This is a genomic window from Pseudomonas sp. P1.8 (genome assembly GCF_001269805.1).
Lineage (GTDB): Bacteria > Pseudomonadota > Gammaproteobacteria > Pseudomonadales > Pseudomonadaceae > Aquipseudomonas.
The window spans coordinates 365,505-379,981 of record NZ_LHVM01000023.1; the positions used below are offsets into that span (position 1 = coordinate 365,505).

Annotated in this window: 14 protein-coding genes; 3 read left to right on the plus strand and 11 right to left on the minus strand. The window is 58.4% G+C overall.

Annotated features, from left to right (window positions below; translation table 11 throughout):
* Positions 1–83: 83 nt before the first annotated feature.
* From AD668_RS25890 to AD668_RS25900, 3 genes are all read right to left on the minus strand, one after another.
* On the minus strand, positions 84–1,196 hold the full coding sequence (locus AD668_RS25890) for a polyamine ABC transporter substrate-binding protein (RefSeq protein WP_053163619.1): 1,113 nt from the start codon (positions 1,194–1,196) through the stop codon (positions 84–86).
* 186 nt (positions 1,197–1,382) lie between these two features.
* Positions 1,383–2,747 (minus strand): aspartate aminotransferase family protein, encoded by a 1,365-nt coding sequence (locus AD668_RS25895; protein WP_053163622.1) that lies wholly within the window; start codon positions 2,745–2,747, stop codon positions 1,383–1,385.
* A 59-nt stretch (positions 2,748–2,806) separates the two neighbouring features.
* Positions 2,807–4,165, minus strand: a complete 1,359-nt coding sequence (locus tag AD668_RS25900; RefSeq protein WP_053163625.1) for a glutamine synthetase family protein — start codon at positions 4,163–4,165, stop codon at positions 2,807–2,809.
* A gap of 669 nt (positions 4,166–4,834) precedes the next feature.
* On the opposite strand from AD668_RS25900, the gene AD668_RS25905 reads away from it, so the two are divergent.
* The 3 genes from AD668_RS25905 to AD668_RS25915 all read left to right on the plus strand — a co-directional run bounded on the left by AD668_RS25905 (position 4,835) and on the right by AD668_RS25915 (position 7,902).
* A complete protein-coding gene (locus AD668_RS25905) occupies positions 4,835–6,211 on the plus strand; it encodes a glutamine synthetase family protein (RefSeq protein WP_053163627.1) in 1,377 nt (458 codons plus the stop codon).
* Positions 6,212–6,421: 210 nt separating this feature from the next.
* Positions 6,422–7,174 carry a carbonic anhydrase gene (locus tag AD668_RS25910; RefSeq protein ID WP_053163630.1) on the plus strand — a complete coding sequence of 251 codons (753 nt, stop codon included), beginning with the start codon at positions 6,422–6,424 and terminating at the stop codon, positions 7,172–7,174.
* An 89-nt stretch (positions 7,175–7,263) separates the two neighbouring features.
* Positions 7,264–7,902 carry a TetR/AcrR family transcriptional regulator gene (locus AD668_RS25915; protein WP_053163633.1) on the plus strand — a complete coding sequence of 213 codons (639 nt, stop codon included), beginning with the start codon at positions 7,264–7,266 and terminating at the stop codon, positions 7,900–7,902.
* A 4-nt stretch (positions 7,903–7,906) separates the two neighbouring features.
* On the opposite strand, the gene AD668_RS25920 is transcribed toward AD668_RS25915, so the two are convergent.
* The 8 genes from AD668_RS25920 to AD668_RS25955 form a co-directional block, all read right to left on the minus strand.
* Complete coding sequence (locus tag AD668_RS25920; protein ID WP_218187265.1) at positions 7,907–8,524, minus strand: LpxA family transferase; 618 nt, start codon at positions 8,522–8,524, stop codon at positions 7,907–7,909.
* 114 nt (positions 8,525–8,638) lie between these two features.
* Entirely contained in the window at positions 8,639–8,854 is a 216-nt protein-coding gene (locus AD668_RS25925) for a molybdopterin-binding protein (protein WP_007967989.1), read from the minus strand.
* Positions 8,855–8,887: 33 nt separating this feature from the next.
* Positions 8,888–9,694 (minus strand): aliphatic sulfonates ABC transporter ATP-binding protein, encoded by an 807-nt coding sequence (ssuB, locus tag AD668_RS25930; protein WP_053163642.1) that lies wholly within the window; start codon positions 9,692–9,694, stop codon positions 8,888–8,890.
* The gene (ssuC, locus tag AD668_RS25935; protein WP_053163645.1) at positions 9,691–10,473 is read right to left on the minus strand and encodes an aliphatic sulfonate ABC transporter permease SsuC; all 783 of its coding nucleotides are present in this window, start codon (positions 10,471–10,473) and stop codon (positions 9,691–9,693) included. Before ssuC ends, ssuB begins: the two co-directional genes overlap by 4 nt.
* 8 nt (positions 10,474–10,481) lie before the next feature.
* On the minus strand, positions 10,482–11,630 hold the full coding sequence (gene ssuD / locus AD668_RS25940; protein ID WP_053163648.1) for an FMNH2-dependent alkanesulfonate monooxygenase: 1,149 nt from the start codon (positions 11,628–11,630) through the stop codon (positions 10,482–10,484).
* A gap of 24 nt (positions 11,631–11,654) precedes the next feature.
* The gene (locus AD668_RS25945; protein ID WP_053163651.1) at positions 11,655–12,635 is read right to left on the minus strand and encodes a sulfonate ABC transporter substrate-binding protein; all 981 of its coding nucleotides are present in this window, start codon (positions 12,633–12,635) and stop codon (positions 11,655–11,657) included.
* A gap of 92 nt (positions 12,636–12,727) precedes the next feature.
* Positions 12,728–13,321, minus strand: a complete 594-nt coding sequence (ssuE, locus tag AD668_RS25950; protein ID WP_053163653.1) for an NADPH-dependent FMN reductase — start codon at positions 13,319–13,321, stop codon at positions 12,728–12,730.
* Positions 13,322–13,618: 297 nt separating this feature from the next.
* Positions 13,619–14,257 (minus strand): peroxiredoxin, encoded by a 639-nt coding sequence (locus AD668_RS25955; RefSeq protein ID WP_053163656.1) that lies wholly within the window; start codon positions 14,255–14,257, stop codon positions 13,619–13,621.
* Positions 14,258–14,477 lie beyond the last annotated feature (220 nt).

Sequence of the window (14,477 nt, forward strand, 5' to 3'; positions counted from 1 at the left end):
CGTCAACGATAACGATGGGTGCCTGACACCCCGTGGCGCTCTCAGGTTCATCGCGAGCATGCTCGCTCCTACAGGGCTATTACTTATTTACCGGATTTGATCTTGGTCCAGCTGCGGGTCATGATCCGCTGGGTCGCGGCCGGCAAGTCGGCAATCGCGTACAGCTTGGCCAGGACGTCCGCTGGCGGGTAAACGCCCGGGTCGCTGGTGATGTCTTTATCCACCAGCGGCGTGGCAGCCGCGTTACCGTTCGGGAAACGCACGGCGTTGGTGATTTCAGCCATGATTTCCGGCTTCTGCAGGAAGGTCATGAATTTGTAGGCGCCTTCGACGTTTTCGGCATCTTTAGGGATGGCGACCATGTCGTAGAAGCTGCCTGCACCTTCTTTCGGAATGTTGTAGCTGACTTTCACCTTGTCGCCGGCTTCTTCTGCGCGGGACTTGGCCTGGTAAATGTCACCCGAGTAACCCACGGCCACGCAGATGTTGCCGTTGGCCAGGTCGGAGATGTACTTGGACGAGTGGAAGTAACCTACCGAAGGACGGATTTTCAGGAACAGCGCTTCGGCTTCGGCCAGTTGTTTTTTGTCCTGGCTGTCGGTTGGATAGCCCAGGTAGTGCAACGCCACCGGAATCATCTCGGTTGGCGAATCGAGGAAACTGATACCGCACGATTTCAACTTCGCGGCGTTTTCAGGTTTGAACAACAGGTCCCAGGAGTTGGTCGGTGCATCGGCACCCAGTGCAGCCTTGACCTTCTCGGCGTTGAAGCCAATGCCGATCGAACCCCACATGTACGGGAAAGCGTGTTCGTTGCCCGGGTCGCTGACCGATACGGCCTTGAGCAGGTCAGGGTTCAGGTTTTTCCAGTTAGGCAGCTTGGACTTGTCCAGCTTCTGGTACACGCCGGCCTTGATCTGCTTGGCCAGGAAATTGTTCGACGGCACAACGATGTCATAACCGGACTTGCCGGCCAGCAACTTGGCTTCGAGGGTTTCGTTGCTGTCGAAGACGTCGTAGACCACTTTGATGCCCGACTCGTCTTCGAACTTCTTGACGGTATCCGGGGCGATGTAATCGGACCAGTTATACACGTGCAGAACTTTGTCATCGGCGTGAACCGCGCCCGCCATCAACCCCATCATGGACATGGCAAGGAGTGTTTTGCCAGCGAGCTTTTTACCTAGTGCCTTCATGCGTAATGCTCCAAATTTTTCTTTTTTGAACCACTTGTTCAGCGACCGAACCCGGGTAACTGGAACCGCGGCTAGTCTGGCAAGATCCACATCGGTCTTTCAAGGAAAGGCCACGCTTTCTGACAGCTCTGAGCGCAAGTTCCTGTTTTCTACAGAACCTCGGACTTTGCGCTCAGAGCCTAGCACTTAGCCCTGCAATGCACTCAGGGTCAGGTCAAGACACTTGCGAGCCTTGGCCACCAGCTCATCGATTTCCGCCGGTGTAATCACCAGGGGTGGCGCGATGATCATGGTATCGCCGACGGCGCGCATGATCAGGCCGTTGTCGAAGCAGAATTGACGGCAGATCATGCCGACGCCCTTGCCTTCATAACGCTTGCGTGTGGCCTTGTCCTGAACCAGTTCGATGGCCCCCAACAGACCTACCCCACGAACTTCCCCCACCAGCGGATGATCGTTGAGTTCCCGCAGACGTTTCTGCAAATACGGTGCCGTTTCTGCATGGACGCGCTCGATAATTTTCTCGTCGCGCATGATGCGGATGTTTTCCAGCGCCACCGCAGCGGCCACCGGGTGCCCGGAGTAAGTGAAACCGTGGTTGAAGTCGCCGCCCTCGTTGAGCACGTCCACCACTTCATCACGCACAATCAGGCCACCCATCGGGATGTAGCCGGACGTCAGGCCTTTGGCGATGGTCATCATGTCGGGCTTGAGACCGTAGAAATCGCTACCGAACCACTCACCGGTACGACCGAAACCGCAAATCACTTCATCGGCCACGAACAGGATGTCGTACTTGGCGAGGATTTCCTTGATGCGCGGCCAGTAGCTGTCTGGCGGAATGATCACGCCGCCCGCACCCTGGATCGGCTCGGCAATGAAGGCACCGACGTTGTCGACGCCGACTTCGAGAATTTTCTCTTCCAGCTGATTGGCCGCCCAGATCCCGAACTCTTCCGGGGTCATGTCGCCGCCTTCGGCGAACCAGTACGGCTGGGCAATGTGGACGATGCCCGGGATCGGCAAGTCGCCCTGTTCGTGCATGTAAGTCATGCCGCCCAGGCTCGCGCCGGCCACGGTGGAACCGTGATAGCCGTTCTTGCGGCTGATGATGACTTTCTTGTTCGGCTGGCCTTTGATCGCCCAATAATGGCGAACCATACGCAACATGGTGTCGTTGCCTTCGGAACCGGACCCGGTGAAGAACACGTGGTTCATGCCTTCGGGCGCGATATCGGAGATGGCCTTGGCCAGTTCCAGCACCGGCGGGTGGGCGGTCTGGAAGAACAGGTTGTAGTAAGGCAATTCGCGCATCTGCTTGCTGGCCGCGTCGGCCAGTTCATCGCGACCGTAACCAATCGCCACGCACCACAAACCGGCCATGCCGTCGAGGATCTGGTTGCCTTCGCTATCCCACAGGTAAACACCCTTGGCATTGGTGATGATCCGCGGGCCTTTCTCTTTCAGCTGCTTGAAGTCGCTGAACGGAGCCAGGTGGTGATCGTTGCTCAGGGTTTGCCATTCACGGGTTTGCGGATTGTTGCTGGTCATACGAATCTCCTAAAAAAATCAGGTAAAAGCGCCGCCCGAAAACGACGGCGCCCGGCGTATCAAACGGCAAAGAGCAGGAATTCCCTTTCCCACGAACTGATGACGCGCTTGAAGTTTTCATGCTCGGCCCGCTTGACCGCGACGTAGCCAGTGATGAAATTTTTGCCCAGATAACGCTCGATGGTCGCGCTGTTTTCCATGCGTTCCAGCGCATCTTCGATGGTCAGTGGCAGGCGCAGGTTGCGGCGTTCATAGCCACGCCCCACCACCGGCGCACTCGGGTTCAGGCCTTCGACCATGCCGATGTAGCCGCAGAGCAGGCTCGCGGCAATTGCCAGGTAAGGGTTGGCGTCGGCGCCCGGCAGGCGGTTTTCCACCCGACGGTTCTGTGGTCCGGCATCCGGAACCCGCAGGCCCACGGTGCGGTTCTCTTCGCCCCACTCCACGTTCACCGGTGCCGAGGTGTCCGGCAGGAAGCGGCGGAACGAGTTGACGTTGGGCGCGAACAGCGGCAACAGCTCGGGGATGAGTTTCTGCAAGCCGCCAATGTGGTGCAGGAACAGCTGGCTCATGGTCCCGTCTTCATTGGAGAAGATGTTCTTGCCGGTCTCCATGTCGATGATGCTCTGGTGCAAGTGCATTGCACTGCCCGGCTCGCCGGTCATCGGCTTGGCCATGAAGGTCGCGGCCACGTCGTGCTTGAGCGCGGCTTCGCGCATGGTGCGCTTGAACACCAGGATCTGGTCGGCCAGGGACAGGGCATCGCCGTGACGGAAGTTGATTTCCATCTGCGCCGTGCCGTCCTCGTGGATCAATGTGTCGAGATCCAGCTCCTGCAATTCGCACCAGTCGTAGACGTCTTCAAACAGTGGATCGAATTCGTTCGCCGCTTCGATGGAAAACGACTGGCGACCGGTCTCCGGACGACCGGAGCGACCGATCGGCGGCTGCAACGGGTAATCCGGGTCGTCGCTGCGCTTGGTCAGGTAGAACTCCATTTCCGGCGCCACAATCGGCTGCCAGCCCTTGTCGGTATAGAGTTTCAGAACCTTCTTGAGCACGTTGCGCGGCGACAGCTCGATCGGGTTGCCTTGTTTGTCGTAGGTGTCGTGGATAACGATGGCGGTCGGCTCGATGGCCCAAGGCACCACGTACACCGCGCTCTGGTCTGGACGGCAGATCATGTCGATGTCGGCCGGATCGAGCAGTTCGTAATAGATGTCGTCTTCGACGTAATCGCCGGTCACGGTCTGCAGCAGAACGCTTTCTGGCAGGCGCATGCCTTTTTCGGCGATGAATTTGTTGGTCGGCGAAATCTTGCCCCGGGTAATCCCGGTCAAGTCGGCGATCATGCATTCGACTTCTGTGATCTTGTGGTCTTTCAACCAATCGGTGAGCTGGTCGAGGTTGTTACTCATAAATGCCTCTAGGCTTTGAGTTCCCTGACTCTTGCATGAGTCAGGCGATAGTTGACGCATCGGCGTCGCGTTGGAATGCAAGTCTGCGGCAGGCGCCCGTGCTTGTGGGCACTTGCGTCGAAGCCAGGCGTGCAGAATCGCGAGCGGTATCCTGCACGATGGTTGAGCCACTATTGTGAATCGGTTCTATATTGAATGGAGTAACCGTAATGGGGGTGCCATTGCGACCGTCCAGAATATCGGACGGGGACGGTCGAACCGTCAAGGACGAGAGAATCATCCGAGCTGCTGAGCCCATGGCGCGGACGAACCTGTCACCACTGATGTGGTAAACATGTCGACCGACCTGTCTTGAGCAGTCGGTGACGCCGATTAACGGCAGGCGAGACATGAAGCACCCCGGTATTATTGCTGTTATGGGTTTGATTCGAGCTTAGCCTTGTTCATTTTTTTACACAACACCCCCGTAAAAAATACAACACGGTCCGCTCAAGCCCGCGGTAGCCAACACGCCAAAGGGTATAAAAACGCCCCAAAGTGCCTCAAAAAAGCCATGCGAGCGCTTTTTTAGGGCAAAAAAGGCCTCGCTTGACTTCGGCATGCCGTTCGGGTTGACTGAAACCAGAAAAGATCAATGATTGATATTTTTAACAACAAAGGTGTTGCATCATGTCGGTACCCCCGCGTGCCGTTCAGCTTAACGAAGCGAACGCGTTCCTTAAGGAACATCCTGAGGTTCTGTACGTTGACCTTCTGATTGCGGATATGAATGGTGTGGTGCGCGGCAAGCGCATTGAACGCACCAGCCTCCACAAGGTTTACGAGAAAGGCATCAACCTGCCGGCCTCCCTATTTGCTCTGGACATCAACGGTTCGACGGTGGAAAGCACCGGCCTGGGCCTGGATATCGGTGATGCTGACCGAATCTGTTATCCAATTCCCGATACCCTGTGCAACGAGCCATGGCAGAAGCGTCCGACCGCGCAACTGTTGATGACCATGCACGAACTCGAAGGCGAACCTTTCTTCGCCGACCCGCGCGAAGTGCTGGCCAACGTGGTGCGCAAGTTCGACGAAATGGGCCTGACCATCTGCGCCGCGTTCGAACTGGAGTTCTACCTGATTGACCAGGAGAACGTGAACGGTCGACCGCAACCACCTCGTTCTCCGGTGTCCGGCAAACGTCCCCACTCGACACAGGTCTACCTGATCGACGACCTCGACGAATACGTGGACTGCCTCCAGGACATTCTGGAAGGTGCAAAAGAACAAGGCATTCCGGCCGACGCCATCGTCAAGGAAAGTGCCCCGGCGCAGTTCGAAGTGAACCTGCACCACGTGGCCGACCCGATCAAGGCCTGCGACTATGCAGTCCTGCTCAAGCGCCTGATCAAGAACATCGCCTACGACCATGAAATGGACACCACCTTCATGGCCAAACCTTACCCGGGTCAGGCGGGCAATGGTTTGCATGTCCATATTTCGATTCTCGACAAAGACGGCAAAAACATTTTTGCCAGTGAGGATCCCGAGCAGAACGCCGCACTGCGTCACGCGATCGGCGGTGTGCTCGAGACCCTACCGGCGCAGATGGCTTTCCTCTGCCCGAACGTCAACTCGTATCGCCGTTTCGGCGCACAGTTCTACGTGCCGAACTCGCCGTGCTGGGGCCTGGACAACCGTACCGTAGCGATTCGCGTACCGACCGGCTCTGCCGATGCCGTGCGCATCGAGCACCGCGTTGCCGGTGCCGACGCCAACCCATACCTGCTGATGGCTTCGGTTCTGGCCGGTGTGCATCACGGTCTGACCAACAAGATCGAGCCGGGGGCTCCGGTTGAAGGCAACAGCTACGAGCAGAACGAGCAGAGCCTGCCGAACAACCTGCGCGATGCACTGCGCGAACTGGACGACAGCGAAGTCATGGCCAAGTATATCGATCCGAAATACATCGATATCTTCGTCGCGTGCAAAGAGAGCGAGCTGGAGGAGTTCGAACATTCCATCTCCGACCTCGAGTACAACTGGTACCTGCATACCGTGTAAGCGGTTGCTGTTGTAAAAAAACGCCGCCGGCCTCAAAGCTGCGGCGTTTTTTTTTGGACTCATTGCGGGCCGGATGATGTCTGGCACTTTCCGGGATAACTCCTACACAACCCTCAGACAGTGATTACATCGATTGCCTTCGCGCAAGTTCAGACTTCAGGGTCCCGGGTTTTGATCCGGCCACCTCTGCGAGTGTTGAGTTTTGCATCGATGATTAAGATTCTATTGAGTACAGCCATTACCTTGATCGCCGCTGGTTTTTGCACCACTGCCTGGGCCAAAGCCGCCGATACCGCCCCGTGGCGTTACGCCGGCCCCTCTGGCCCGGAAAACTGGGGCGAACTGAAAAGCGAATATGGCCTTTGCAAATCCGGGAAAGAACAGTCACCGATCGACATTCAAAACGCGATGAAGTACCCCTTCGAACCAGTGTCCTTCTCCTATCACCCAAACAAGGTCAGCGTACTGAACAACGGCCATACGATTCAGGTATCTGCACCCGATTCAGGTAGTGTCTCGCTGCCCACCGGAGCATTCTCTCTGGTGCAAATACACTTTCATGCACCTGCCGAAGAAAAGATCGAGGGCCGCACTTATCCATTGGGCGCGCATCTGGTTCACCGTAATGACGCAGGCGAACTCGCGATTGTTGCCCTGATGTTTGAAGAGGGCGCACACAACACGGCACTGGAGCCGATCTTCGCCGCCATGCCCAGGAAAGCAGGTGGCAGGGCCACCCTGGGCAGCGCGAACATTGCCGACTTGTTACCTGTGAACCACAACGCCTATGCCTTTATGGGTTCGCTTACAAAGCCCCCCTGTACTGAGGGTGTGCGATGGAACGTGCTGACGACTGCGGTGCAATTGTCCCCGGCACAGTTGGAGGCTTTTCGAGCGATATACCCAATGAATGCTCGCCCGGTCCAACCCTTGAACAGTCGTAGCGTGGTGGTCGGTCACTGAGTCAGTGGACGACCAGCCCAGGCGGCGAGTCAATACAGACAATAGGCGAGTCGACTCGTACAATGCCTGCTGCCCCGCAGGAGACCTCAATGACACGCGTAGCCGCACCTCGCAAACCCCGCGCACGCAGCCAGGCCCGGATCGATTCGATACTCGATGCCGCCCGCACGCTGCTGGCCACCGAGGGCGTGGCCAGTCTGTCGATCTACAGCGTCGCCGAGCGCGCGCAGATCCCGCCCTCCTCCGTCTACCACTTTTTCGCCAGCGTCCCGGCCCTGCTTGAAGCGCTGACCGCCGACGTGCACGCGGCATTCCGTGCCTGTCTGCAAGCGCCCATCGACCACGACGCGTTGAGGAGTTGGCGTGACCTGTCGCGGTTGGTGGAACAGCGCATGCTGGCGATCTACAGCGAGGACGCCGCCGCCCGCCAACTCATTCTGGCGCAGCACGGCCTGACCGAAGTCACCCAGGCCGACCGCCAGCACGACATCGAACTGGGCGACCTGATGCACAAGCTTTTCGACCACCACTTCGAATTGCCTAAGCTTCCGATGGATGTGGACGTGTTTGCCCTGGCCATGGAACTGGGCGACCGCGTCTATGCACGCTCGGTGCAACAACACGGGCAGATTACACCGCGCATGGCCGAGGAAGCGATGCGCGTGTTTGATGCCTATATCGGGTTGTACCTGCCGCCGTTCCTGCCCAAGCGTAGCCTCGGCGACTGATGTTTCAAACCTCTTCGCAATCGTAGAGCGCCAGGCGCCTGATCACTGTTCCCGGTCGCAACAATCCACCCGGTGCGACCACCGCGTTGGCACCGAGTCGCGCGCCGTCGCCCAGCAGCGCACCGAACTTTTCGCACCCGGTCGACACCAGTCCATCAACGATCCGCACATTCACGGTTTTGTCCGCACGCTCGTTACGATAGTTGGCAATGAGGCTGCCCGCCTCCAGATTGACCCCGGCGCCCAGCACCGAATCACCGACAAAATTGAAGTGAGCGAGTTTGCTGCCGGCAAACATGAAAGATGATTTGAGTTCCGCACCGGGGCCGATGATGCAGTGCTCATCCAGCCAACACCCGCCACGCAAGTAAGCACCGGCGGCGATGAAACAGCCAGGGCCGATAATCAACGGCCCCTTGAGGATCGCACCCTCTTCGACCTGCGCCGTGCGGTGCACGGCAACATCGCCCGACACCTGGTAATGCTCATCCGGCAACTGCCGTAGCAGCTCACGCACGCGCTCGGGTGCATCGCTCACCAGCTCCCAGGGCGTTGAGTCTGCCCACGGGGCCAGCGCTGACTGGATCGCACCATGAATGTAATCCGAAATCCTGACTGTCACCTTGATCTCCTTTGCGTCGCAAAAAATTCACGTCGGACTCTACCACCGTCAGCGCAGGCAATAAAAAACCCCGAAGGGCTCAAACCCTCCGGGGTTGTGGTTTACGCACACGGCTTACAACTTGGCGATCGACACCTCGGTGGATTTCACGAATGCGATCACTTCACTGCCGACGGCCAGTTCCAGCTCCTTGACCGAACGCGTGGTGATCACCGAAGTGACAATACCGGAAGCAGTCTGTACGTCGATTTCCGACAGCACGTCGCCGAGGACGATTTCCTTGATGGAGCCTTTGAACTGGTTGCGAACGTTGATGGCTTTGATAGTCATGATGGTGATTCCTGTCGTTGGATAAGGCTTGAGTTATTGAGCCCAGCGCAACTGCGTGGGCAAGGGTGAAACAGGTTCCGGTTCCGGCGGCTGGCCGGGCAGCGCCAATACGCGATTGAGTACTTCGGTTTCCAGCGCCGCGAGCCGATGGGAGCCGCGCACCCGAGGTCGCGGCAATTCCACGTGCAGATCGAGGCCGACTTCGCCGTCTTCGATCAGGATCACCCGATCGGCAATTGCCACCGCTTCGCTGACATCGTGAGTCACCAGCAATACGGTGAAGCCGTGTTGCTGCCAGAGCCGTTCAATCAGTTGTTGCATCTCGATCCGGGTCAAGGCATCCAGTGCGCCCAACGGCTCGTCCAGCAACAGCAAGCGCGGCTGATGAATCAGAGCGCGAGCCAATGCCACGCGTTGTTTCTGTCCGCCCGACAGCGCTGCCGGCCACTCGTGGGCACGATCGGCCAAACCCACCGCTTCCAGCGCTTCCAAGGCCTTTGGACGCCAGTTGCCCTTGAGGCCGAGACCGACGTTGTCGATAATCTTTTTCCACGGCAGCAAACGCGCTTCCTGGAACATCAGCCGCGTGTCTTCCCGGGCTTCACTGAGTGGCGCGGCACCCGCAAGCAAATCACCGCCCGTGGGTTGATCGAGCCCGGCGAGCAAGCGCAGCAAAGTACTTTTGCCACAACCACTACGCCCCACCACGGCGACAAACTGGCCCGCCGGAATGTGCAGGTCGATCTCGCGCAGCACCTGTCGCGCACCAAAGGTTTTTTGCAGTTTGCGCACTGCCAGCGGAATCCCGCGCAGCAGTCGCGGAGGCTGTTGAGCCGTCATGCCGCACCTCCCTTGGCAACCTGATAGGCCGGATGCCAGCGCAGCCAGACACGCTCAAGTCCGCGAGCTGCGAGGTCGGCCAATTTGCCGAGCACCGCGTACAACAGAATCGCCAGGACCACCACGTCGGTCTGCAAGAACTCCCGGGCATTCATCGCCAGATAGCCAATGCCGGAACTGGCGGAAATGGTTTCCGCGACGATCAACGTCAGCCACATGAAGCCCAGGGCGAAACGCACGCCCACCAGAATCGAAGGCAGCGCACCCGGCAGAATCACCTGCCGGAACAGGCTGAAACCGGACAGGCCATAACTGCGCGCCATCTCCACCAGCGCCGGATCGACGTTGCGGATGCCGTGATACGTGTTGAGGTAAATCGGGAACAACGTGCCCAACGCCACCAGGAAAATCTTCGCCGACTCGTCGATGCCGAACCACAGGATCACCAGCGGAATCAGCGCCAGGTGCGGCACGTTGCGGATCATTTGCACCGAGCTGTCGAGCAGGCGCTCACCCCACTTCGACAGGCCGGTGATGAATCCCAGCGCCAGGCCGATACCGCCACCAATGGTGAAACCCAAGGCCGCACGCCAGCCACTGATGGCCAGGTGCGTCCAGATTTCGCCACTGCTGACCAGATTGACACCGGCTTCTATCACGGCGCTGGGCGCCGGCAGAATCCGTGTCGACAACCAGCCGGCCGACACCGACAACTGCCACACCGCCAGCAGCAACACCGGCAACGCCCAGGGCGCGAGACTGTGGATGAACTTCTTCATGGCGCGCCTCAGCTCTGGGACGCGGCTTTGGGAAGAATGTCGTTGGCGACCATCTCGCCGAACGGGCTGACATAACCGGCACTTTTCGGCAACTCGGGACGCTCGACATCGAGGTGCGGGAACAGCAATTCCGCCACTCGGTACGACTCTTCCAGGTGTGGATAACCGGAGAAAATGAAGGTGTCGATGCCCAGGTCTGCGTACTCCTTCACCCGTGCTGCCACGGTCGGACCGTCGCCCACCAGCGCCGTACCGGCACCACCGCGCACCAGGCCGACACCGGCCCACAGGTTAGGGCTGACTTCGAGGTTGTCGCGGTTTCCGCCATGCAGCGCAGCCATGCGTTGCTGGCCGACCGAATCGAAACGCGCCAGCGATGCCTGGGCACGGGCGATGGTCTCGTTGTCCAGATGCGAGATCAATTTGTCCGCCGCTTGCCAGGCTTCGGCGTTGGTCTCACGCACGATTACATGCAGACGAATACCGAACCGCACGGTACGACCAAGCTTCGCGGCCTTGGCACGGACCTGTTCAATTTTCTCCGCGACAGCGGCCGGTGGCTCGCCCCAGGTCAGGACCATTTCCACTTGCTCGGCGGCCAGGTCTTGCGCCGCTTCCGAGGAACCGCCGAAGTACAAAGGCGGTCGCGGTTGCTGGATCGGCGGATAGAGCAATTTCGCGCCCTTCACGCTGATGTGCTGGCCGTCGTAATCGACGGTTTCGCCTTCCAGCACGCGGCGCCAGATGCGGGTGAATTCGACCGAAGCCTGATAACGCTCTTCGTGGCTGAGAAACAGACCATCGCCGGCCAACTCTTCCGGGTCACCACCGGTGACCAGATTGAACAACGCACGCCCACCGGACAGACGATCCAGGGTCGCCGCCTGCCGCGCTGCCACCGTCGGGGAAATGATCCCGGGGCGCAGGGCGACCAGAAACTTCAGACGCTGGGTCACCGGAATCAGCGACGCCGCCACCAGCCACGAGTCTTCGCAGGAGCGACCGGTGGGAATCAGCACACCGCCGAAGCCCAGGCGATCTGCCGCTTGCGCGACCTGTTGCAGATAACCGTGGTCAACGGCGCGAGCGCCTTCAGCGGTGCCAAGGTAATGGCCGTCGCCGTGGGTAGGCAGGAACCAGAAGATATTGAGGCTCATGGAGTGGTCTCCTTTGGATTCGAATTATTGGGCTTTGGTTACTGAGCTTTGGGCAACGGCTGCCGGCGGCGTCCAGATCACGTCTTTGATGCTTAAAGGCTTGGGAATCAACTTGAGCTGATAGAAGCTGTCGGCGATTTTCTGCTGCGCGGCGACCACTTCAGGCGTGAGGAACAGCGCGCCGTAGCCTTGGCGCTTCACCGAGGTCAGGGTGATGTCTGCTGGTAGGCCCAGCAGCGGTGAGACCTGTGCAGTCACATCCTCAGGATTGGCTTTGGACCACTCGCCCACCGCACGTACTTCTTCCACGAGGGTCTTGATCACCTCGGGATTTTTCTGCGCATAAGGTTTGGTGGCGAGATAGAACTGATGGTTGTCGACGATGCCTTGGCCATCGCGCAGAGTGCGTGCTTGCAACTGTTGTTCGGCGGCGGCCTGGTACGGGTCCCAGATCACCCAGGCGTCGACACTGCCACGCTCGAACGCGGCGCGGGCATCGGCCGGAGGCAGGAAAACAGTCTGGATGTCGGTGTATTTGAGGCCGGCATCTTCCAGCGCGCGCACCAGCAGGTAGTGCACGTTGGAGCCTTTGTTCAGGACGACTTTCTTGCCCTTGAGGTCCGCCACCGATTTGATCGCCGAGTCCTTCGGCACCAGGATCGCTTCACTGTGGGGCGCGGGCGGTTCATAGGCCACGTAGAGCAAATCAGCACCCGCTGCCTGGGCAAATACGGGCGGTGTTTCGCCGGTCACGCCGAAATCGATGGAGCCGACGTTCAGGCCCTCGAGCAGTTGTGGGCCACCGGGGAATTCAGTCCATTGCACATCCACGCCTTGTGCGGCGAGGCGTTTTTCCAAAGTGCCTTTGGCTTTGAGCAGCACCAGGGTGCCGTATTTCTGATAGCCGATTCGAAGAGTTTCAGCTTGAGCTTGAGTAATGGCGCCGAAGGTGACAGCCGCAGCAAACAGAGCGACCAGACCACGACGCAAAATGACAGGGCGCATGGCGCTCTCCTTTTTGCAGTTGGGTTTTGGCTGCACCTGCTTGCCCGTTAGCGGGCGAGTAAGGCCAGTACATCAATGTTTTTCGGTGAGACTCAAATGCTCCAGCGAGCATTCAACAAACGATCGTTCAACAGGCTCGGATCGAGCGGCTTGGGCCGTCGCGCCATGGCGCTGAAAAACAGCTCCAGTGATTCACTCAGTCGTTGTTCCAGCTCCGGTGCCAACTGCGCCAGCGCACTGCCTTCGCCGTAGGCAATCTGGCTGTCGACAGCGAAAATCCCTTGCAGCAATTCCTGGGCTTTCAAGGCCGACAACACCGGCTTGAGCGCGTAATCCACCGCCAGCATGTGGGCGATGCTGCCGCCCGTGGCCATTGGCAAAACCACTTTGTGACTCAGGGCTCGTTCGGGCAGCAGGTCCAGCACGACTTTCAGTGCGCCGGAAAACGATGCCTTGTAAACCGGTGTCGCAATCAGCAGGCCATCGGCGTTTTCAATCTGTTGCAACAGGTCGATCACCTTGGGGCTGTCGAAGCGTGCGTGCAGCAAGTCCTCGGCCGGGAAGTCCCGTACCTGATAACTCACCACCTCTACACCCTGCGCTTGTAACCATTGCCGGGAGCGATCCAGCAGCACCCCGGAACGGGAGCGCTGGCTGGGACTGCCACCGAGTGAGACAACCAACATTCAGACGATTCCTTGAACGGTGTTGGCGATTCGCAGTACGCGATCTCGCTTCGATAGAGTGACCTTAACAGGTGATTTATATATCTATAAATCATATTTATTCATTTGGTTATGCATTATAGAAATATGAAAGCCGTTTTCTTCCGGGCAAAAAAACAGGCCGTCGAAACGACCTGAAAGCCCCTGCTGAGAGAATGAAGGTACCCATAACCCGCAGGAGCTGGCTGCCGGCGATAGCGGTGTGCCTGAATCACCGCGTCGCCTGGTTCGCCGGCAAGCCAGCTCCTACAAAAGCAATTAGCGGTTGGGCTGCGGCGTCAGGCGCAGGTAAGGTTTGACCGCCCGATAACCCTTGGGAAAGCGCTGCTTGATTTCATCCTCATCCTTGAGCGACGGCACGATCACCACCTCATCACCGTCCTGCCAGTTGGCCGGGGTGGCCACCTTGTAGTTATCGGTGAGTTGCAGTGAGTCGATAACCCGCAGGATTTCATTGAAGTTGCGACCGGTGCTCGCCGGGTAGGTAATCGTCAGCCGGACCTTTTTCTTCGGGTCGATCACGAACAGACTGCGCACGGTCAGGGTGTCGTTGGCGTTAGGGTGGATCAGGTCGTAGAGGTCCGAGACCTTGCGGTCTGCGTCGTCGAGGATCGGGAAATTGACTACCGTGCTCTGGGTCTCGTTGATGTCTTCGATCCACTTGTGATGCGACTCCACTGAATCCACGGACAAGGCAATGGCCTTGACGCCACGCTGGGCGAATTCATCCTTGAGCCTGGCAGTGAGACCCAACTCAGTTGTGCACACGGGCGTGAAATCCGCCGGATGGGAAAACAGCACGCCCCAGCTATCGCCCAGCCATTGATGGAAACGGATGGTGCCAGCGCTGGAATTCTGTTCGAAGTCGGGTGCGATGTCGCCGAGTCTGAGGCTCATGATGCTGCTCCTTGTGAGTGCTTGATGAACTCAACTGTGCCTGCATTTTTTATCTATTAAAAAGAATAAATATCGATTTATTTAGATCATAAATGAATATTAAAATTCTGTTCACTGGACCTCGATGCGCATCGCGCCCACCATCGTCGGCAAGGTTCGAGAAGGCCTTGAGTTGCAGCGAAAGAGGGAAAGTTCAAGGCGGGGTTACGGGGGTGAGCCC

Excerpts from the sequence above, each read along its gene's own strand:
- AD668_RS25915 (WP_053163633.1), top strand. The coding sequence starts at position 7,264 with ATGACACGCGTAGCCGCACCTCGCAAACCCCGCGCACGCAGCCAGGCC.
- AD668_RS25890 (WP_053163619.1), bottom strand. The coding sequence starts at position 1,196 with ATGAAGGCACTAGGTAAAAAGCTCGCTGGCAAAACACTCCTTGCCATG.
- AD668_RS25900 (WP_053163625.1), bottom strand. The coding sequence starts at position 4,165 with ATGAGTAACAACCTCGACCAGCTCACCGATTGGTTGAAAGACCACAAG.
- ssuB (WP_053163642.1), bottom strand. The coding sequence starts at position 9,694 with ATGACGGCTCAACAGCCTCCGCGACTGCTGCGCGGGATTCCGCTGGCA.
- ssuC (WP_053163645.1), bottom strand. The coding sequence starts at position 10,473 with ATGAAGAAGTTCATCCACAGTCTCGCGCCCTGGGCGTTGCCGGTGTTG.
- AD668_RS25895 (WP_053163622.1), bottom strand. The coding sequence starts at position 2,747 with ATGACCAGCAACAATCCGCAAACCCGTGAATGGCAAACCCTGAGCAAC.
- AD668_RS25945 (WP_053163651.1), bottom strand. The coding sequence starts at position 12,635 with ATGCGCCCTGTCATTTTGCGTCGTGGTCTGGTCGCTCTGTTTGCTGCG.
- AD668_RS25955 (WP_053163656.1), bottom strand. The coding sequence starts at position 14,257 with ATGAGCCTCAGACTCGGCGACATCGCACCCGACTTCGAACAGAATTCC.
- ssuE (WP_053163653.1), bottom strand. The coding sequence starts at position 13,321 with ATGTTGGTTGTCTCACTCGGTGGCAGTCCCAGCCAGCGCTCCCGTTCC.
- ssuD (WP_053163648.1), bottom strand. The coding sequence starts at position 11,630 with ATGAGCCTCAATATCTTCTGGTTCCTGCCTACCCACGGCGACGGCCAT.
- AD668_RS25905 (WP_053163627.1), top strand. The coding sequence starts at position 4,835 with ATGTCGGTACCCCCGCGTGCCGTTCAGCTTAACGAAGCGAACGCGTTC.
- AD668_RS25925 (WP_007967989.1), bottom strand. The coding sequence starts at position 8,854 with ATGACTATCAAAGCCATCAACGTTCGCAACCAGTTCAAAGGCTCCATC.
- AD668_RS25910 (WP_053163630.1), top strand. The coding sequence starts at position 6,422 with ATGATTAAGATTCTATTGAGTACAGCCATTACCTTGATCGCCGCTGGT.